This window comes from Parabacteroides sp. AF19-14, assembly GCF_003635485.1.
In the GTDB taxonomy this organism is placed as follows: Bacteria; Bacteroidota; Bacteroidia; order Bacteroidales; family Tannerellaceae; genus Parabacteroides; species Parabacteroides distasonis.
This window is the reverse complement of the sequence record NZ_QTMJ01000013.1, coordinates 16,201-34,950: the sequence shown is the minus strand read 5'-3', so window position 1 is coordinate 34,950 and position 18,750 is coordinate 16,201. Positions and strand designations below refer to the sequence as shown.

Genomic DNA, 18,750 nt, shown 5'->3' with positions numbered 1-18,750 from the left:
CTTAATTTTGTTTTACTTCAATCGGTGTTCCTTCACGCAATAAACCTACGCCTTCGGCTACGATCACGTCGCCGCTATTCAATCCGGCGTTTACGATATACTCTTGTCCTCCGTTCACACGGGTCACTTCTACGGGGGCGGATTGCGTCTTGCCGTCCACTACCTTGAAGACAAATACCCGGTCTTGGATCTCGAACGTGGCGGCTTGGGGAATTACGACGCAGTTATCGTATGTAACCGGAATGATCACATTCCCGGAGCCCCCGCTATTCAATAATTGCTCCTCGTTCGGGAATGCGGCACGCAAGCTGACTGTTCCGGTGTTTTGATCGATAATGCCGCTGATCGTCTCGATCTTTCCCGTTTGGGGATAAAGCGATTTATCGTTCAGTTGAAGCTCTATCTCGGGCATATTCTCCAAGGCTTTGTCTTTCGAGCCGTATTGACGGGTCAAGGCCAATAGCTGATTCTCGGTCATGGAGAAATACACATACATCTCGGAATTGTCCGATACCGTGGTGAGCGGTTTGGGCAGGTTTGCGCTTACTAATGCGCCTACACGATAAGGCAGGGTTCCGATGACGCCGTTCGAGGGGCTTTTCACTTCCGTGTAAGAAAGGTTGTTACGGGCGTTTATCTCTTGTGCCTCCGCTTGGGCTAATTGGGCTTTTGCCGAGAGTAGAGTGTTGTAGGCGGTCTTTAGGTCGAACTCGGAAACTACTTTGTTTTTATACAATTCTTGTTTACTGTCGTAGGTCAGTTGCGCTGTCGCTACAGATGCCTTAGCGGCCTCTACGTTCGCAATGGCGGTGTTTAAGGCCGCTTGATAAGGAACTTGATCAATAATAAATAAGACTTGTCCTTTTTTTACACTCTCGCCTTCCGTTACGCAGAGCTTTGTAATAAAGCCGGATACTTGCGGATAAATATCGATGTCCTGTTTTCCTCGTATACTCGCCGAGTAATTATTGGATAAAGTTTTCTCCGAAGTGAATACGGTCATTGTCGCATACCCTGAACTTTGTTGGATTACAGGGCTTTGTTTACACCCAACAGCTACGATACACCATAAGGCGATCGCAGTCTTCATCAATCGATTTTGCTTTTTCATCTTAACTAATACCTATATTTTCGGATGCAAAGCTACTCGCTTATCGGCGAACCATTGTTTCCACAATGAGGCGATGATTGTTCATTTTGAGATGGAATGATCCGTTATATGCTAATGATCTCTTATATTCGCGGGCAAAATAGTAGACATATGAATCCATTTGAGATAGAGAGAGGAGAGTCGTTCATAATAGGCGATTCCGATTTGAGGGAGTTATTGGATCGTCCTTACAAGAGCGGATATGGCATGATCTTATTTTGCTATAAAGGAACGGCGAATATATCCGTCGATTTGAGCCGATGGGATATCCGGCGCAACACGGTGATCGTATTGATACCGGATACGATCCTGACGTTGAATGCGAGTAGCGAGGATTTCAAGGTACAATATATATCCTTTTCGAAGGTCTTGTTCGACGAGGCCGTATTCCGGCTGGATCCGCCCTTTTTCCGCTTCATAAAGGATAGCCCTTGCTATACGCATCCCGCCGATCAGGAGGAGACCATAAATGTGATCATCCGGCTGTTTTGGCTGATTTACATGGATCGGAATAACGTGTACCGTGATATGATCGTGAAAAACCAGTTGCAATGCTTCTTCCTTAATATGTATGATAAGACAAGGTACTCCTTTTCGAGCCGCCAGCAAAATGGGTGCAACCGTGGGGAGGAGTTGTTCCATAAGTTCATCAATTGCATCCATGCCCATTATCTCGACCAGAAAGAGGTCTCTTTCTATGCGAACGAGCTTTGTATCTCTCCCCGTTATCTCTCCACTATCACCCGGCAAGTGGCGGGCGAGTCGGCGAAGACCATTATAGACCGGCATATCATATTGGAGACAAAGGTGTTGTTGCGTACCACGGAAATGACCGTGCAGGAGATAACGAACCACTTGAACTTTCCCAGCCAATCCTATCTGGGACGGTATTTCAAGAAGCATACCGGGGAGTCACCCATAGAGTATCGAATGAAAAGGAAGTGATATGTCTTTTTGTAGATATGGTTGACTCTTAAAGAATCAACCATATCTACAAAAAGACACCATGGAAGTTTGTTCTTATAAAGCCGTGGAAGCCTTTTCCGTTTGCCCTTGATCGAACGTATCCGTGATTAAGGTAAGGGCACCATCTCCCGTCACGTTGCAAGCCGTACCGAAGCTGTCTTGCAAAGCGAATATCGTAAGCAATAATGCCGTTCCTGCCTCGTCGAAACCTAGAATAGCGATGATCAAGCCCAATGAGGCGAGCACCGTACCGCCCGGTACGCCGGGAGCGCCGATCGCGAAGAAACCAAGCAAGATGATAAATACGAGCATGGTCGTGAAGTCCGGCATACTTCCATATAATATTTGTGAGACGGTCAATACGAAAAACACTTCCGTCAAGATAGAGCCGCATAGATGGATGTTCGCGAACAGGGGGACAGTCACGTCGATTACTTCCTCTCGCAAAATCTTGCTTTTCTTGGCGCAGGTCAAGGCCGTGCCCAAGGTGGCGGCGGACGACATGGTGCCTAAGGCTGTCAAATAAGCGGGTCCGTAGTATTTCAATACGCCCCAGCTATTTTTCCGGGAGTAAATCGATGCGACTACATACAGTAAGGTCAACCAGATGTAATGGCAAATGATGACAATCAACAGGACGGATAAAAAGATAGGCAACTGCTTCGTAATCGCCCCCTCATAACTAAGAACGCAGAAATTCGCTGCGATGAAAAGCGGCAGGACCGGCATCAAGACCCGTTCTACCAATTTAAGTACCATGTTCTGGAATACTTCCAGCAACCTCTCCATCTCCTCGGATTTAACCCATGCGGTAGAAAGTCCCAGCATCACGGCCAATACCAATGCCGACATAACGCTCATCACTGGCGGAATCTCTAGATTAAACAACATGGGAGGGATGTCTTTTAGATCTTCCGAGGCGGTTTGAATATGCAAATGCGGTATTAACTCGTAACCCACAACGGCGCCAAAGGTAGCGGCGCCAACCGATGACAGGTATGCGATACTAAAAGCGAATAATAAGACTTTGGATGCGTTGCTTTTTAAGCGGGCGATGGATGGTGCCACGAATCCTAGAATGATCAACGGAACCAAGAAGAAAATAATCTGTCCCGTAATTTGTTTTATGATCATGACCGCTTTTAACACAGGCTCGTTTACGACAAGCCCAACCAGAAGTCCGATCAAGACGGCCAGTATCAACCGTACGATCGTGTTGGAAAGAATCTTTTTCAGCATATTCGGATGTTTTTATTTTTCAATGACAGCAAATATAAGATATTTTCTTGTGTGAATGGGTGAGTGGACAATTTTGATTACTTTTGTTTGATGAAAACAAGATCGTTGGTTTGTATTTTATAATCAAGTAATATGAAAAACATGAGACAAGCTTTACTGGTAGCGGGCTGTTTATTGGCTACCACTACGTTATTTGCCCAGACCGAGAAAGGGGATTGGGCTCAGTTTGGTCGTTACGCGGAGGCTAACAAGACCGTGAAAGTTCCTTCGAACGTGGTATTTATGGGGAACTCCATTACAGACGGATGGTGGCCGGCGGATTCGACCTTCTTTATCCAGAATAATTTCGTAGACCGTGGGATCAGCGGACAGACAACCTCGGAGATGTTAGTGCGTTTTCGCCAAGACGTTATTAATTTGAAACCGAAAGCAGTGGTAATCATGGCGGGTATCAATGATATCGCCCACAATAACGGCGTGATCGCTTTAGAGAACGTGTATGGTAACTTGGTCTCCATGGCGGAATTGGCGAAAGTAAATAATATAAAGGTGATTTTTTGTTCCGTGATGCCGGCATACGATTTTCCTTGGAGACCGGGTATGAAGCCGGCCGATAAGGTTATCCAGCTCAATAAGTGGATCAAGGAGTATGCGGATAAGAATGGCTTGACGTACGTGGATTATCATTCCGCCATGAAAGATGAGCGAAACGGATTGCCCGCTAACCTGTCGAAAGATGGTGTGCATCCTACCTTGGAAGGCTATAAGATCATGGAGAAGATCGTGCTGGAGGCCATTCATAAAACCGTAAAGTAAGCAGATGAAAAACTATTTATTGGCTTTATCTTGTTGTACGGCCTTATTGAGTTGTACGCAGGTGAAAGTTTCTGAAGTCTATACGGCGGCGGCAGAGAACTCTTTGCGTGCCCCTGCCGTACCTTTGGTCACGATCGATCCTTATACAAGCGCATGGTCGTTTGCCGATCAATTGAATGATGAGTCGGTACGGCATTGGACCGGCCGTGATTATCCGCTTCTAGGCGGTATACGGGTAGATGGTAAATCATACCGTTTCATGGGAATGGATGATATGCAGGTGACCTCGGTGATCGGTACGGCCTCGGATGGCCTATGGGAGGCCGATTATACGATGTCTCAGCCTGCCGGTGATTGGTTCGCCGAGGCTTATGATCCGAAAGGTTGGAAGCAGGGAAAAGCCGCTTTCGGAACGGAAGATAATCCGAATCGTTCCACGCCTTGGTCTACGGGCGATATCTGGGTACGCCGTACGTTTGACTGGCCTTCGGATGCGCGAAAGGATGCTCTCTACCTCCAATATTCGCACGATGATAATATCGAGGTGTATCTAAATGGAAAGCAAATCGCCGTGGCAGGGAATGGTCTGGACTATGATTTGCTGAAAGAGATACCGGAAGCGGTGGCGGAAAACTTGAAGCCTACGGGTAACGTGTTGGCCGCTCATTGCCGGAACAATGGGGGAGGCGCTTATGTGGATATGGGAATCATGCGGAAGGTGAAACGAGGAGATACGTTCGATGAGAAAGCGATCCAGAAATCCGTGAACGTGATGCCTACGCAAACATTCTACACCTTTGAGTGCGGTGGTGTAAGTCTGGACTTGATTTTCACGGCTCCCTTCTTGCTGAATGATCTGGAGGCTATGACTTCTCCGTTTAATTATATAACCTATCAAGTCCGCTCCATCGACGGTAAAGATCACGACGTGCAATTATATATGGAAGCCACGCCGCAATGGGCCGTGAATACGATCGATCAAGAGGTGACTTTTGAGAAAACGGAAACCCCTAATTTAATTTACCTAAAGACAGGAACAATCGATCAAGAGGTTCTGGCGAAAACCGGGGATGATGTACGGATTGACTGGGGATATTTCTATTTGGCTATCCCAAAGAAACCGGGAGTCTCCGCAACGATCGACGAGTATTATGCTACGAAGAAAGCTTTCATGACTACTGGTAATTTACCGGCTGGATCGCAAAGTATCTCTTCGGATATGCGCGAGCAAATGACGGTTCTCGCTTATACGGACCCGATCGGCAAGGTCTCCAAGGAAACCGTCTCCGGACATTTGATGATCGGTTACGATGATTTATATTCGATCCAGTATTTCCAAGACAACCGGATGCCTTATTGGAAGCACGACGGGAAAGTGGATATTCATCAGGCGTTTGAGAAAGGGGAGGCTTCTTACGAGGATCTGATGCGGCGTTGCGGTTCCTTCGATTCTTCTTTGATGAGCGAGACGAGTGCCGTAGGAGGGAAGAAGTACGCCGAGTTATGCGCTATCGCATATCGGCAGGCGATCGCCGCCCATAAATTGGTGACTGATAAAGAAGGGACTCTCTTATTCCTCTCTAAAGAAAATTTCAGCAACGGTTCTATCGGAACGGTGGATATAACGTATCCTTCCGCTCCTTTATTCTTAGTGTACAATACGGATTTGTTGAAAGGAATGATGAACCCTATTTTCTATTATAGCGAGAGCGGACTGTGGAAGAAACCTTTCCCGGCTCACGACGTGGGTACATATCCGGTTGCGAACGGTCAGACCTACGGTGGCGATATGCCCGTGGAAGAAAGTGGTAATATGCTTGTGCTAGCGACCGCCATAGCGGTAGTGGATGGTAATGCCGATTATGCCGCCCAACATTGGGAGGTTTTGACTACATGGGTGAATTACTTGTTGAAGGAAGGCCTTGATCCGAAGAACCAACTTTGTACGGATGATTTCGCCGGGCATTTCGCCCATAACACGAATTTGTCCATCAAGGCAATTATGGGAGTTGCCGGCTACGGGAAATTGGCGGAGATGTTAGGCAAGACGGATATCGCTAGGCAATATACGGAAGCCGCCCGTGAGATGGCCGCTAAGTGGGTAAAAATGGCAGATGATGGCGATCATTACCGCTTGACTTTCGATAAGCCGGGTACTTGGAGCCAGAAATACAACTTGGTGTGGGATCGCTTGCTGGGCTTGAATATCTTCCCGAAAGAGGTTGCCGCTACGGAAATGGCTTATTACAAGACGAAGCAAAATAAATACGGTTTGCCGTTGGATAACCGGAAGGATTATACGAAGTCCGACTGGATTTTATGGTCCGCTTGTTTGACCGGATCGATGGAGGATTTTAATACGTTGATGATTCCGGTCTGGAACTATGCCAACGAGACGACTTCACGTGTTCCTCTAAGCGATTGGCATTTTACTTCTGATGGTACGCAACGAGGTTTTCAAGCCCGTTCGGTTGTCGGGGGATATTTTATGAAGATGCTGGAAAAGAAGCTAGGAAAATAATGTTATTCTAAGAAACGGAAGGGGGATGGCCTCCTTCCGTTTCTTAGTTTTGCGCATATGGATATTCACTGGGGGCGATGCCTGTGATCTTCTTAAATATAAGGCTGAAATACTGTACGTTCGGATAACCTAGTTGCCGTGCTACCAGAGCGGGAGTATTACCTTTTTTCAGTAGCATTGTCTTAGCCACACTCAACCGTTTGAACTGAAAATATTCCTCCAGCGTTTTGCCGGTCTCGAATCTTAACAGGTCGTTGAAGTAAGCGACAGAAAGATTCAGTTCTGCCGTACAATATTCGATGGAGGGTAGCTGGCCGTTCTCTAATTTGCCGGAAATGATATACTCGTCGAGGAGCCTTTCCAATTTCTCCAAGATAGCCTTGTTCTTATTCTCCCGGGTAATGAACTGTCGCTCATAATAGCGTGTACAATAATCCAATAATAATTCAATGTGGCGGGATAGAATGGTACCACTATGTGTATCGATGGCATGGTGAAGCTCATCCTCGATGTTTTCCAGACAACACGTAACTTTGGCTGTCTCACGTTGGGAGAGATGTAGCGCCTCTTCCTTATTATAAGCGAAGAAGGTATAGTTCTTAATATGGTTGTCCAATGACGTGCGGAACAATAGGTCGGGATGGAACGCTAAAAGGTACCCTTTGTCGGGTAACGTATTATTCTCGCTCATACGGAAAATCTCACCGGGGGTAAGGAATACCATCGTAGCGTTGGAATAATCGTAATACTTACGTCCGCAACAATAACAACCGTCCGGGCAGTCTTCTATCAAGAGAATCGCATAGAACTCGAACTTTACGGCCTCTTGCTCTAGGTTCGGGCTCTCTAGATTGATGAGGCTTACTTGTGGGTGCAGCGTCTTGCATCCCAAGCACCGGTTACATTCATATACGGTCTTAATATCTAACATCTTCTTGAACGCCTTCTATAGATTCGTTGATAGACCGATCTGCGCACGGTATTCACTTGGCGTGTATCCTACCCGTTTCTTGAATAGCCGACAGAAGTGCTGCGGATATTGGAAACCGAGGGAATATGCGATTTGGCTGACTGTGTCCGCCGTGCCGGAGATACGTTCTTTGGCTAGCTCGATTACTTTCTCTTGGATGTATTCCTGCGGTGATTTGCCGGTTTCCTTCTTGAACATGTCACCGAAATAGTTCGATGAGAGGCAAAGCTTGTCGGCAAAGTATTTCACCGTAGGCAATCCGTCCTGTTCGGCGAGTGTACTTTCGAAATACTCATCCAACAGGTTTTCGAAACGTGTCAGCACATCCCGGTTTGTCTTGCCTCGGGTGATGAACTGCCTTTCATAAAAACGCATACAATAATTAAGTAGCAGTTCTATATGGTTTACAAGTAAGGTTTTACTATGTTTATCCACGCCATGCTCCAGTTCCATACGGATAATCTTCAGGCAATCCATCACGATAGATCTTTCTTCTTCCGAGAGATGCAACGCCTCGTTTACCTCGTAAGAAAAGAACGTATATTTCTTTATATTCTTTCCGAGTGACGTTCCACGCAGTAAATCGGGATGAAAAAGAATACCATGTGCGTTTACTTGGACTTTATCGGTGGTCGGATTTGTTTCCGCAGTTTGTCCGGGGGCGAAGCAAACGATCGTGCCTTCTTGGTAATCGTATGTCTGGCGTCCGTATTTGATATCGCAGGCTTTCTCTAGTTTTAGATACAGCGCATAGATGCCGTAATTGAAGCGGATGAGATCTACACTACTCGTCGCTTTATTCAAATCTATGACACTGACAAGCGGATTTAGGGTTTCGAGGCCATATAGTTTGTTATATAGGTCTACACTATCTAAGTTAAGTATCTTATCCATAAGCCGTACGTATTTAATCAATAATTCTGTACGCGAAAATAGAAGATAATTCATATATAGTTATAACCCTAATTACGGATTATATAACCATTGTTACGGATTATGTGTATTTACAGGTTTTCTGGCTGATTCTGCAAAACCTGTAATTGAGGTCATGACATCCGTAATTTATCTACAAAGGGATGCTATTTGAGCTTCTATCTTTGCCATCGTAAAAATAAACAAGGAACGACATGAAGAAGTCATTAAGAGAATTATGTACGGCAATAGCCATATGCTTTTGCGCTACGGGAAATCTGTTCGCTACAGACAATCAATTTAATACCGATCATACAATGGACAAGAATTTGAATCTAACTAAGGAGTGGGATAAGGTATTCTCACAGAGTGACAAAGTGAGCCATAGTAAAGTTACTTTTCGTAATCGCTATGGTATTACGCTTGCCGCTGATATGTACAAACCCAAGCATGCGGATGGAAAATTGCCTGCTATCGCTATTAGCGGTCCGTTCGGTGCCGTGAAGGAACAATCCTCGGGTTTATATGCGCAGGAATTGGCGGAACGTGGATTTCTGACGATCGCTTTCGATCCGTCATATACAGGCGAGAGTGGCGGAGAGCCTCGTTATGTAGCTTCTCCCGACATCAATACGGAAGATTTCTGTGCGGCCGTCGATTTCCTTTCGACACGTGATGATGTGGATGCGGAACGTATCGGTATCCTCGGTATCTGCGGATGGGGAGGCATGGCTCTTAATGCGGCGGCTATCGATACTCGTATCAAAGCGACCGTTACCTCTACGATGTACGATATGAGCCGTGTGAACGCTAATGGCTATTTTGATGCGATGGATACCGACGCACGTTATGAATTGCGCAAGCAACTCAATGAACAGCGTACCGCTGACGCAAAGTACGGCTCATATGCCCTTGCGGGAGGCTTACCCGATACGTTACCCGACGATGCGCCTCAATTCTTGAAAGACTACTACGCTTATTACAAGACGAAGCGTGGTTACCACAAGCGTTCGCTCAACTCGAATGGCGGATGGAACAAGACCTCGGCTTTATCTTTCATCAATATGCCTATACTCTCGTATAGTGACGAGATTCGTAGCGCCGTATTGATTATTCATGGAGAGAAAGCACATTCACGTTACTTCAGCGAGGATGCTTTCAAGAAACTGAAAGGTGATAATAAGGAATTGCTAATTATACCCGGAGCGAATCATGTCGATTTGTACGATCAGATGAATGTCATCCCCTTCGATAAGATTGAACGGTTCTTTATAGAAAACTTTAAATAAGATCCATTATGCAACAGATAAAGAATATGGAATTTAGTGGTGAGCGCCCTTTGTTCGCCTCTCACGATGTACAATTAGACAATGTCGTTATTCATGCCGGGGAGTCGGCATTGAAAGAGTGTAGCAATATCATAGCCGTAGGCTGTCGTTTTGAGGGTAAATATCCGTTTTGGCACGTGGATGGCTTCACCATCAAGAATAGCCTGTTTACGGAAGGTGGACGTGCCGCGTTATGGTACTCCCAAAATCTAGTGATGACGGATACACGGGTGGAAGCCCCAAAGATGTTTCGGGAGATGGACGGTATCAGACTGGAAAACGTACAACTACCCAATGCTCAAGAAACCCTTTGGCATTGCCGGAACGTGGAATTGATAAATGTGCAAATAGATCATGCTGATTATTATTTATGCACGGCGAGAACATTAAAATCCGGAACTACGCTCAAAATGGAAACTACTCGTTCCAGTATTGCAAGAACGCGGAAATCCGTAATGCGGTCATCAACTCGAAAGACGCTTTCTGGAATACGGAGAATGTTACCGTATACGATTCCGAGATTAACGGCGAGTACTTGGGGTGGCACTCGAAGAACCTGCGTTTGGTAAATTGCAAGATCTCGGGTACGCAGCCGCTTTGTTACGCCCACGATCTTATGATGGAGAACTGTACGATGGCAGATGATTGCGATCTAGCCTTTGAATACAGTTCCGTACAGGCGACTATCAACAGCTCGATCCGTAGCGTGAAGAATCCCCGTACGGGAAGCATCACCGCCGAAAGTTATGGTGAGGTAATCCTCGACGAGAACATCAAGGCTCCGGGTAATTGCCAACTGAGGCTATGGAATGAACGTACTTGCTTTTCCGCATAAAGAATATGAGATATAACTTCGATGAAATAGTGCCTCGTACCGGTACGAACTCTTATAAATGGGATAGTGTCGTGGGCACGGATGTACTACCGATGTGGGTGGCCGATATGGATTTCCGTACGGCACCCGTTATTATCGAAGCTTTACGGCAACGTGTAGAACATGGTATTTTCGGTTATACCCAAGTGCCGGATGCATATTACGAAGCGGTGACAGGTTGGTTTGAACGTCGGCATGGATGGCAAATACGGAAAGAATGGATGATTTATACCTCCGGTGTTGTTCCGGCTATTTCCGCCGTTATCAAAGCGTTGACCGAGCCGGGTGATAAAGTACTGGTGCAGACTCCGGTTTATAACTGTTTTTTCTCATCCATCCGCAATAACGGATGTGAGATTATCCGCAACCCTTTGTCTTATGCCCATAATACATTCACGATTGATTATGAGGATTTGGAGAGAAAAGCCGCTGATCCGAGGGTAAAGGTCATGTTGTTGTGTAATCCTCATAATCCCGCTGGAAGGGTATGGACACGTGAGGAATTAAGTCATATCGGCGAGATATGTATCCGTAATGGTTTAACAGTCGTATCGGATGATATACATTGCGAACTTGTATTTCCGGAATATACTTTTACGCCGTTCGCATCTATCTCGGAAGAATTCCTACGGCATTCCGTGACATGCCTGTCACCTAGCAAGGCTTTCAATATAGCTGGATTACAGATCGCCAATATCGTGTGTTCCGATGAGAACCTACGTCGGAAGATAGACCGGGCAATCAATATCAACGAGGTATGCGATGTGAATCCTTTTGGTGTAATAGCTACCATAGCGGCCTATAATGAGGGAGAGGAATGGCTGTCGCAACTGATCGATTATTTATGGCAGAATTACTTATACATGAAAGATTTTTGCGGGAAATATCTGCCGGACTTCCCGATAACCTTGTTGGAAGGCACTTATCTAGTATGGATGGATTGCCGTAAGTTTGGTAAATCATCGGAAGAATTGGAACACTTGCTGATCGAGAAAGCGAAGCTATGGCTCAATGCTGGAACGATGTATGGAGCAGAAGGCGAAGGTTTCATGCGTTGGAATATCGCTTGTCCACGTTCCTCGCTGATAAAGGGACTGGAACGGTTTAGGAATTTTGTAGGTAGTGGCTGTTAAAGAATAGTGATGATAGAAAACGAGAGAAGGGGAAAACAACAATTGCTTTCCCCTTCTTTCATATATCTCTCGCTAGATAAAAGATTCGTTTTACTCGATCTCGATGCTATGTTTTACCGGAGTAAGAATGAACGTGAACTCATAGTCGCCGTAAGGAATTTGATATTCCGGGAGTGCGATAGTTCCCCAGCTATTTACACAGCCCAATCCCATCTGCACCTTATCGAGACAAAGGTTTGTCAAGTCAGCTTCCTCTACTTCGGGAGAGTGTCTTTGATCCTTCCGGGCACCGTCGTCCAAAGACTCGATCGTATAATGTAAAGCGGAAGCGGAGAATGGGGCAGAGGCTACAACCTCGATACCGTTACCAGCCTCGTTCAGCATTTTCCACCAGCGGATATCCGATTTCGTTCCATTCTCTTGCGGACGGATATACGAATAGAATTGCTCATCTACGGTCTGGCGGTAAATAGCCAAGTCGGCGTTACCCTTGCGGTCGATATAATTCTCCACGGGACCACGACCGTAGTATTCGATATTCTCGAATGATCTCGGCATCGGCATTTGCATACCGAAGCGGAACATGGGGGATACCTTGGCATTCTTGTCTGCTGTCATTTTCTGGGTAACCTTGATCGCACCCTTGTTATTGATCACGTACGTCAAGTTCAACTTGGCGGATACGGTCGGCATATCGTAAGCGGCCTCTACGATCACTTGCTTGTTCTCCATCCGTTGGTTAAGAGAAGTCAGCTTCATCTCCAGATTCTTCCATGCGGCGTACTTTTTCTGTAGGCCAGCTCCGAAATCATTGTCTGTCGGTGCGCGCCAGAAGTTAGGAGTCAAAGCCTCTCCTTCCTTGATCATGTCTTGGCCGTTTACCTCGTATTTGATCAGATAACCATTCTCTCGATTGAACTCGGTACGGAAACCACAACCTTCCACGATCAGGTAATTCGCATCGCTATCTTGTACGACTGGAGCCTTGGTTTCGATATTGGTTGTCTCCACGTTTTTCAATTCCATAGATGGAGCCTTGTATGGATTCAACGTCAGCTGATCCTTGGCTACGGTATGTCCGGCGGGTAATAAACCCTCACGGTTCTTCAGTTTATAAGATACATTCAGCAACCATTCCGTGCATTGGCAAGTCTCGCCTAGATCCAATCGGATCGTTGATGTTTGTTGGGGAGCTACTTTCAGGTCATCGACACGTCCGCTACGAACAACCTTGCCACCTTTCAGCATTTCCCATTCCAGATAATAAGCGGAAAGGTCACGGAAGAAATTCTCGTTGTACACCTTGATCTCACCTTTCGACAGATCGCCGGGGGTTGTCCAGATATCTTGGTAATAATACCCCACCTCGTACATATGCGGGTTCGGAACACGATCCGGGCTGATCAAGCCGTTATCGCAGAAGTTATTATCGCTAGCGTCGAACTTATTGAAATCGCCGCCATAAGCATAGATCATTTTCCCGTTCTTGCCGGTCCAGCGTACGGATTGATCCACGAAGTCCCAGATGAAGCCTCCTTGATATTTCGGGTATTTACGGATCAAATCCCAATATTCCTTGAAACCACCTTGAGAGTTACCCATGGCATGGGCGTACTCACATTGTATCAAAGGCTTTTGCATGGAGTTGTCCTCGCAGTATTTAGCGCAATCCTCGTAGTTGTAATACATCGGGCAGAAGATATCTGTCTTTCCGGTCTTTCCGGCCTGCTCGTATTGTACGGCACGGCTGGGATCCTCGTTTTTGATCCAATCGTAAGCGGCCTCGAAGTTAGGACCGTATCCCGCCTCGTTACCCAAGGACCAGAAGATTATACTCGGATGGTTGAAACCACGTTGGACGTTACGTTGGTTACGTTCCAGATGCGCTTTCTTATAAGATGGGTTCTTGGCTAACGTTTCCTCGCCGTATCCCATTCCGTGAGACTCTACATTGGCCTCGGCTACGACATAGATACCGTATTTATCGCAAAGATCGTACCAGAAGTTATCATCCGGGTAGTGGCAGGTACGAACGGCGTTCAAGTTGAATTTCTTCATGATCTGTATGTCCTGTATCATGCGTTCACGTGAAACGACATAACCGCCATCGGGATCCATCTCGTGACGGTCGGCACCCTTGAAAAGAACCGGTTGCCCATTCACGAGTATCTGGGCGTTCTTTAATTCGATCTTACGGAAACCTACTTTTACAGGGATTACTTCGATTGTTTTGCCTCCCTCTTTTAAAGTAGCCCGTAAAGTATATAGATAAGGAGTCTCCGCGGTCCATTTGTGGGGAGAGGAGACTTCTATCGTCGTGCTGACCTTTCCGGAAGCGTTCAAGGATTGGGTAGCGACAGCTTTATTCTGGGCATCCAATAGTTCAAGCTCTACCGTACCTTTACCCTTCATGGTCAGGTTGACAGCCAACGAGCCATTTTGGTATTGAGCGTCCAGATCCGGAGTCACACGTATATCGGCGATCTGTTGCTTTGGGTTACGGGCGTATAAATAACAATCACGTCCGACACCGCTGTAACGGAAGAAATCTTGGTCTTCCAGATAAGTGCCATCACACCAGCGGAATACTTGGAAAGCGATCAGGTTTTTTTGTCCGGGTTTCAAGTAAGGAGTTAAGTTAAACTCCGCTTCCAGCTTGCTATCTTCGCTATAGCCTACGTACTTCCCGTTTACCCACAAATACATATTGGAGGTAACGGAGCCGAAATGGGCGATGATCTCTTTTCCGTTCCAGCCGGCAGGAACCATGATCTCACGGCGGTAGGAACCCACATGGTTATTAACGGTAGGGACCTCGGGTGGGTTGTTCTTAAATTGCTCGCGCCAAGCGTAACCAACGTTTACGTAGAGAGGATCTCCATATCCGTTCAGTTCCCATACACCGGGCACAGGCATATTGTTCCATCCTTTGTCGTTGTAATCGGTCCGCCAGAAATCGGTAGGACGAGCGTCAGCGTTCTTTACCCAAAAGAATTTCCAAGGACCGTTCAAGGTCATGAAGTTCTGGGATTGTTCCTTGGCGTCCTTCGCTGCCACCTCGGCGGTCTCGTAGGCGAAGAAATTGGCGTGCATCGGGGCACGGTTTACGGCGTTGACCTCGGGATCTCGCCACTCATTCGACTGGGCTACCGCTGTGAAAGCCAAAGCGGCAAACAGTCCGGTCATAAGTTGTCTTTTCATGCTATTATATTTTTAATCTGCTTTACGGAATTGCAAAACTAAGAATAAAATTCCGGGTATGGCAATAATTCCGGCGGAAACTAACAGGGCTACATGCAAAGAATAGAAATCATTTAGCCAACCTATAAATGGGGCGATGGCAGCGAATATCAAGCGGATCACAAAGTTACGGATCGACAAGACCGTAGCCCGCATCTCCGAGAAGGTCATTTGATTAATGTAACCTTTCAAGATCGGTGTGGCGAAGCCCCGGACTATATAGAAAATGAACAAGATCGCTAATCCCCAATAAGTAAGGTTATAAGCGAGCGATATATATCCACCGATGATTACAAGTAGTATAAATGTGTTTGATTTACGCATCCCGAAATACCGCTCTACCTGATCAGAATAGAGGGCGGACAATCCCACCGTCAGATTGAGCACGGTCCAAATGACACCGTAATAGGAGGTCGGGGTTTCCAACTTCATCAATACGGGCTGCACGAACCATGCCATCGTTAATGTAGCGGCCCCGATGATACCGGAGAACATGATGTTATAGCATAGTTTGCGGTTCGTGACCAAGGAATATTTCAAAATGCGGAGAATCTCGGAAACCGGGTTCTGCACCTTACTCTTAGTATTGAATTCCTGCAAGGCGAACGCCGCCGGAATGCCGATAAAGGCGACAAACGCTTGGGCGTAAAACGGCAATCGCAAAGAATAAGCGGCCAGCAATCCACCGAATATCCCGGCTATGGCCTCGGCGAAATTACCGATCATCGTGATACGTCCCTCGTACCGCAAGTAAAGTTCTTCTTTTTTATATCGTACGGTTGTATCGTAGAGCAGCGCCGAATCCGCTCCGTTTACCAAGGTTTGCCCGGTTCCCAACAGGATCTCGGCGAAGAGGAATGCCGTGAAAGTGGAGGTGAAAGAATAACATAGGTACCCTCCAAAGAAAAGTATACAACCTAGAATCAAGCATTTCTTACGTCCCCATACGTCTGCTAGGTAGCCCGAGGGAATCTCCAAAGCGACAGCGGCGACCGAGTAGACACTCTTCAAAATAAATACGTCTTGCAATCCTAACCCATGATCCTCATAGAAAAGGACAATGATAGGCATTACGAGCGAGAACCATTTGGATAACTTGATCAGATAGAGAGCGAGTATATTTTGTTTCATATTTTTCAACGGGATTGCCCTGTCGTTTTTATTTAGACACGCGAATGTATGAATTCTTTGCCAATAGCCTGAACTTTTTTAGGAAGCTTCTGTTCTTTTTGAAAAAGGAAAAATATGGTATTCAATCAACTTGATATTCATTTACTGATTACGGCCATTTGTGTGATATCATCCGCCTTGATATGCTATACGATCGGAGTCTGGGGCGAGCGTTTTCAAGGACAGTTAAAAGCGTGGCATCTTTGTTTTTTTGTATTAGGACTTTATGCGGACGCTATTGGAACGGGTTTGATGGAGCATATCGCCCAGCTGACCCATCTGCATGATACGGCGCATACCGTAACGGGAATTATCGCTATTTGCTTGATGCTAATCCATGCGATCTGGGCGATTTGGACTTACTTTAAAGGTTCGTTAAAAGCCAAGCAGCATTTCAATAGATTTAGCATTGTTGTGTGGTTCATCTGGTTAATTCCTTATTGCATCGGTATCTACATGGGGATGTCTCTCCATAAATAGAGGCCATCGCTCATATATCTTGAGAAATAAATCGTACATTTGGTGATATGTTTACTATATGTCATATCCCGGAAATAGGGAGAGGAGACTGCGATTGTCGCTTTTTTACGAACATTGACGGATTGCATCAAATAAAAATCAGTCTTTCCAAAAACTTTCTCCAGCCCTTGATAGTTTTCTTAATAAAATAAAAAGAAGAGTTTAAACTATGACGAAGAAAGTTGCGGACCAGTTAGTGGATACGCTGGAAAAAACAGGCGTACGACGTATATACGCCGTGACAGGCGATAGCCTGAATGAGGTAAACGAGGCTGTTCGGAAAAACGGCAGATTGCGGTGGATTCATGTCCGTCATGAGGAGACGGGAGCTTATGCCGCTGCGGCGGAGGCTCAATTGACAGGCGAGTTGGCTTGTTGTGCAGGTAGTAGTGGCCCCGGGCATGTACATTTAATTAATGGGCTGTATGATGCCCAACGATCCGGAGCCCCGGTCTTGGCGATCGCTTCTACGATCCCTTCCCGGGAGTTTGGTACAGAATATTTCCAAGAGACAAATACGATCAAATTGTTCGATGATTGTAGCTATTATAATCAGGTAGCCACTACACCGGAACAATTTCCCCGGATGCTTCAAGGCGCTATGCAAGCGGCGATCTCATCACGTGGGGTCGGGGTGATCGGACTTCCCGGTGACTTGGCGGCAGAGAATGCTACAGCGGGTTTGTCCTCTACCTTTTCTTTTCCTACGCGACAACGGGTTTGTCCCGCCGAACAGGAAATCCGGGAATTAGCGGATTTGTTGAATAACGCGAAGAAAGTGACACTTTATTGTGGAATAGGGGTGAAAGATGCCCATTCGGAATTGGTGCAGTTGGCTAAATTACTGAATGCTCCGGTAGCCTATTCTTTCAAGGGTAAGATGGAGATCCAATACGATAATCCGAACGAGGTGGGGATGACCGGTCTATTGGGCATGCCTTCCGGCTATTATAGTATGCACGAGGCAGAGGTGTTGTTGTTGTTGGGAACCGATTTTCCATACGAGGCATTCATGCCAGAGAGCAACACGATCGTACAGGTGGATATCAATCCGAATCGTCTGGGGCGTCGTGCCAAGATACAAATGGGGCTTTGTGGCGATGTGAAGGATACTTTGGATGAGTTGATTCCGTTGATTCACCAGAAAGAAGATGATAGTTTCTTGCGGGAACAGTTGGCTAAATATGAGAAAGTTCGGGAAAATCTCCGTTCTGCCGCCGCTGTCCGGGGGAAAGAAGAGAAGATACAGCCAGAGTACGTGATCTCGGTCGTAGACGAGCTTAGCTCGGACGACGCCATATTTACCGTGGATACGGGTATGACTTGTGTATGGGGTGCCCGCTATTTGCAAGCTACGGGTATGCGGAAGATGTTGGGATCATTCAATCATGGCTCGATGGCGAACGCCATGCCGCAAGCGATAGGGGCGGCATTGGCTTACCCCGGCAGGCAAGTCGTTGCGTTGTGTGGTGATGGAGGTATCTCAATGTTGTTGGGCGACCTTGCTACGATCGTGCAATACCATTTGCCGATTAAATTAATCGTGTTTAATAACCGTTCCCTAGGAATGGTAAAACTTGAGATGGAGGTGGCCGGACTGCCGGATTGGCAGACCACGATGCTGAACCCGGATTTCGCCCGGGTCGCCCTTTCAATGGGAATGGCGGGCTACAACGTGATCAACCCCGACGATGTATTCCCCACCTTGCAGAAAGTGTTTAACGCTGACGGACCGGCCTTGGTTAACATCATGACCGATCCGAACGCATTAGCGATGCCTCCCAAGATTGAGTTCTCCCAAATGCTTGGTTTTGCCCAGACCATGTATAAGTTAATGATGGAGGGGCGAAGCAAGGAGGTCTTGGATACCATCGATACGAATCTAAAACATTGGAAAGAGGTGTTTTAAACT

The 18,750-nt window shown here is 46.4% G+C and carries 13 protein-coding genes and 1 pseudogene; 8 read left to right on the top strand and 6 right to left on the bottom strand.

Translation table 11 applies throughout. The annotated features are described in order from the left end of the window. Position 1: 1 nt before the first annotated feature. Positions 2-1,111 carry an efflux RND transporter periplasmic adaptor subunit gene (locus tag DWX33_RS13710; protein ID WP_008772235.1) on the bottom strand — a complete coding sequence of 370 codons (1,110 nt, stop codon included), beginning with the start codon at positions 1,109-1,111 and terminating at the stop codon, positions 2-4. A gap of 150 nt (positions 1,112-1,261) precedes the next feature. Here DWX33_RS13710 and DWX33_RS13705 point away from each other — a divergent pair, with 150 nt between their 5' ends. Further along, positions 1,262-2,095: a helix-turn-helix domain-containing protein gene (locus DWX33_RS13705; RefSeq protein ID WP_005857181.1), complete on the top strand. Its 834-nt coding sequence runs from the start codon at positions 1,262-1,264 to the stop codon at positions 2,093-2,095. 75 nt (positions 2,096-2,170) lie between these two features. On the opposite strand, the gene DWX33_RS13700 is transcribed toward DWX33_RS13705, so the two are convergent. Next, a complete protein-coding gene (locus tag DWX33_RS13700) occupies positions 2,171-3,355 on the bottom strand; it encodes a dicarboxylate/amino acid:cation symporter (protein WP_122144684.1) in 1,185 nt (394 codons plus the stop codon). Positions 3,356-3,487: 132 nt separating this feature from the next. Here DWX33_RS13700 and DWX33_RS13695 point away from each other — a divergent pair, with 132 nt between their 5' ends. Beyond that, on the top strand, positions 3,488-4,171 hold the full coding sequence (locus tag DWX33_RS13695; RefSeq protein WP_048927255.1) for an SGNH/GDSL hydrolase family protein: 684 nt from the start codon (positions 3,488-3,490) through the stop codon (positions 4,169-4,171). A gap of 4 nt (positions 4,172-4,175) precedes the next feature. Continuing rightward, the gene (locus DWX33_RS13690; protein ID WP_122380554.1) at positions 4,176-6,692 is read left to right on the top strand and encodes a glutaminase domain-containing protein; all 2,517 of its coding nucleotides are present in this window, start codon (positions 4,176-4,178) and stop codon (positions 6,690-6,692) included. A gap of 43 nt (positions 6,693-6,735) precedes the next feature. On the opposite strand, the gene DWX33_RS13685 is transcribed toward DWX33_RS13690, so the two are convergent. Then, the gene (locus tag DWX33_RS13685) at positions 6,736-7,623 is read right to left on the bottom strand and encodes an AraC family transcriptional regulator (protein ID WP_122380553.1); all 888 of its coding nucleotides are present in this window, start codon (positions 7,621-7,623) and stop codon (positions 6,736-6,738) included. Between the two features lie 15 nt (positions 7,624-7,638). Continuing rightward, positions 7,639-8,556: an AraC family transcriptional regulator gene (locus tag DWX33_RS13680; protein ID WP_005857168.1), complete on the bottom strand. Its 918-nt coding sequence runs from the start codon at positions 8,554-8,556 to the stop codon at positions 7,639-7,641. Positions 8,557-8,789: 233 nt separating this feature from the next. On the opposite strand from DWX33_RS13680, the gene DWX33_RS13675 reads away from it, so the two are divergent. From DWX33_RS13675 to DWX33_RS13665, 3 genes and pseudogenes are all read left to right on the top strand, one after another. Beyond that, positions 8,790-9,863 (top strand): alpha/beta hydrolase, encoded by a 1,074-nt coding sequence (locus DWX33_RS13675; protein WP_122380552.1) that lies wholly within the window; start codon positions 8,790-8,792, stop codon positions 9,861-9,863. An 8-nt stretch (positions 9,864-9,871) separates the two neighbouring features. Next, a pseudogene (locus tag DWX33_RS13670) lies at positions 9,872-10,641 on the top strand (DUF3737 family protein); the annotation flags it as partial. A gap of 101 nt (positions 10,642-10,742) precedes the next feature. Continuing rightward, complete coding sequence (locus tag DWX33_RS13665) at positions 10,743-11,909, top strand: MalY/PatB family protein (RefSeq protein ID WP_122380551.1); 1,167 nt, start codon at positions 10,743-10,745, stop codon at positions 11,907-11,909. Between the two features lie 90 nt (positions 11,910-11,999). Here the strand turns inward: DWX33_RS13665 and DWX33_RS13660 are convergent, their stop codons facing one another. Then, complete coding sequence (locus tag DWX33_RS13660; RefSeq protein WP_121962322.1) at positions 12,000-15,110, bottom strand: glycoside hydrolase family 2 TIM barrel-domain containing protein; 3,111 nt, start codon at positions 15,108-15,110, stop codon at positions 12,000-12,002. Between the two features lie 12 nt (positions 15,111-15,122). Beyond that, complete coding sequence (locus DWX33_RS13655; RefSeq protein WP_122380550.1) at positions 15,123-16,280, bottom strand: MFS transporter; 1,158 nt, start codon at positions 16,278-16,280, stop codon at positions 15,123-15,125. A gap of 114 nt (positions 16,281-16,394) precedes the next feature. On the opposite strand from DWX33_RS13655, the gene DWX33_RS13650 reads away from it, so the two are divergent. After that, entirely contained in the window at positions 16,395-16,799 is a 405-nt protein-coding gene (locus DWX33_RS13650; RefSeq protein ID WP_005862579.1) for an HsmA family protein, read from the top strand. Between the two features lie 208 nt (positions 16,800-17,007). Continuing rightward, on the top strand, positions 17,008-18,747 hold the full coding sequence (locus DWX33_RS13645; protein ID WP_122380549.1) for a thiamine pyrophosphate-dependent enzyme: 1,740 nt from the start codon (positions 17,008-17,010) through the stop codon (positions 18,745-18,747). Positions 18,748-18,750 lie beyond the last annotated feature (3 nt).

What these genes read in the sequence shown, in the direction of transcription:
- DWX33_RS13710 (WP_008772235.1), bottom strand. Translation starts at nt 1,111, where the DNA reads ATGAAAAAGCAAAATCGATTGATGAAGACTGCGATCGCCTTATGGTGT.
- DWX33_RS13705 (WP_005857181.1), top strand. Translation starts at nt 1,262, where the DNA reads ATGAATCCATTTGAGATAGAGAGAGGAGAGTCGTTCATAATAGGCGAT.
- DWX33_RS13700 (WP_122144684.1), bottom strand. Translation starts at nt 3,355, where the DNA reads ATGCTGAAAAAGATTCTTTCCAACACGATCGTACGGTTGATACTGGCC.
- DWX33_RS13695 (WP_048927255.1), top strand. Translation starts at nt 3,488, where the DNA reads ATGAAAAACATGAGACAAGCTTTACTGGTAGCGGGCTGTTTATTGGCT.
- DWX33_RS13690 (WP_122380554.1), top strand. Translation starts at nt 4,176, where the DNA reads ATGAAAAACTATTTATTGGCTTTATCTTGTTGTACGGCCTTATTGAGT.
- DWX33_RS13685 (WP_122380553.1), bottom strand. Translation starts at nt 7,623, where the DNA reads ATGTTAGATATTAAGACCGTATATGAATGTAACCGGTGCTTGGGATGC.
- DWX33_RS13680 (WP_005857168.1), bottom strand. Translation starts at nt 8,556, where the DNA reads ATGGATAAGATACTTAACTTAGATAGTGTAGACCTATATAACAAACTA.
- DWX33_RS13675 (WP_122380552.1), top strand. Translation starts at nt 8,790, where the DNA reads ATGAAGAAGTCATTAAGAGAATTATGTACGGCAATAGCCATATGCTTT.
- DWX33_RS13665 (WP_122380551.1), top strand. Translation starts at nt 10,743, where the DNA reads ATGAGATATAACTTCGATGAAATAGTGCCTCGTACCGGTACGAACTCT.
- DWX33_RS13660 (WP_121962322.1), bottom strand. Translation starts at nt 15,110, where the DNA reads ATGAAAAGACAACTTATGACCGGACTGTTTGCCGCTTTGGCTTTCACA.
- DWX33_RS13655 (WP_122380550.1), bottom strand. Translation starts at nt 16,280, where the DNA reads ATGAAACAAAATATACTCGCTCTCTATCTGATCAAGTTATCCAAATGG.
- DWX33_RS13650 (WP_005862579.1), top strand. Translation starts at nt 16,395, where the DNA reads ATGGTATTCAATCAACTTGATATTCATTTACTGATTACGGCCATTTGT.
- DWX33_RS13645 (WP_122380549.1), top strand. Translation starts at nt 17,008, where the DNA reads ATGACGAAGAAAGTTGCGGACCAGTTAGTGGATACGCTGGAAAAAACA.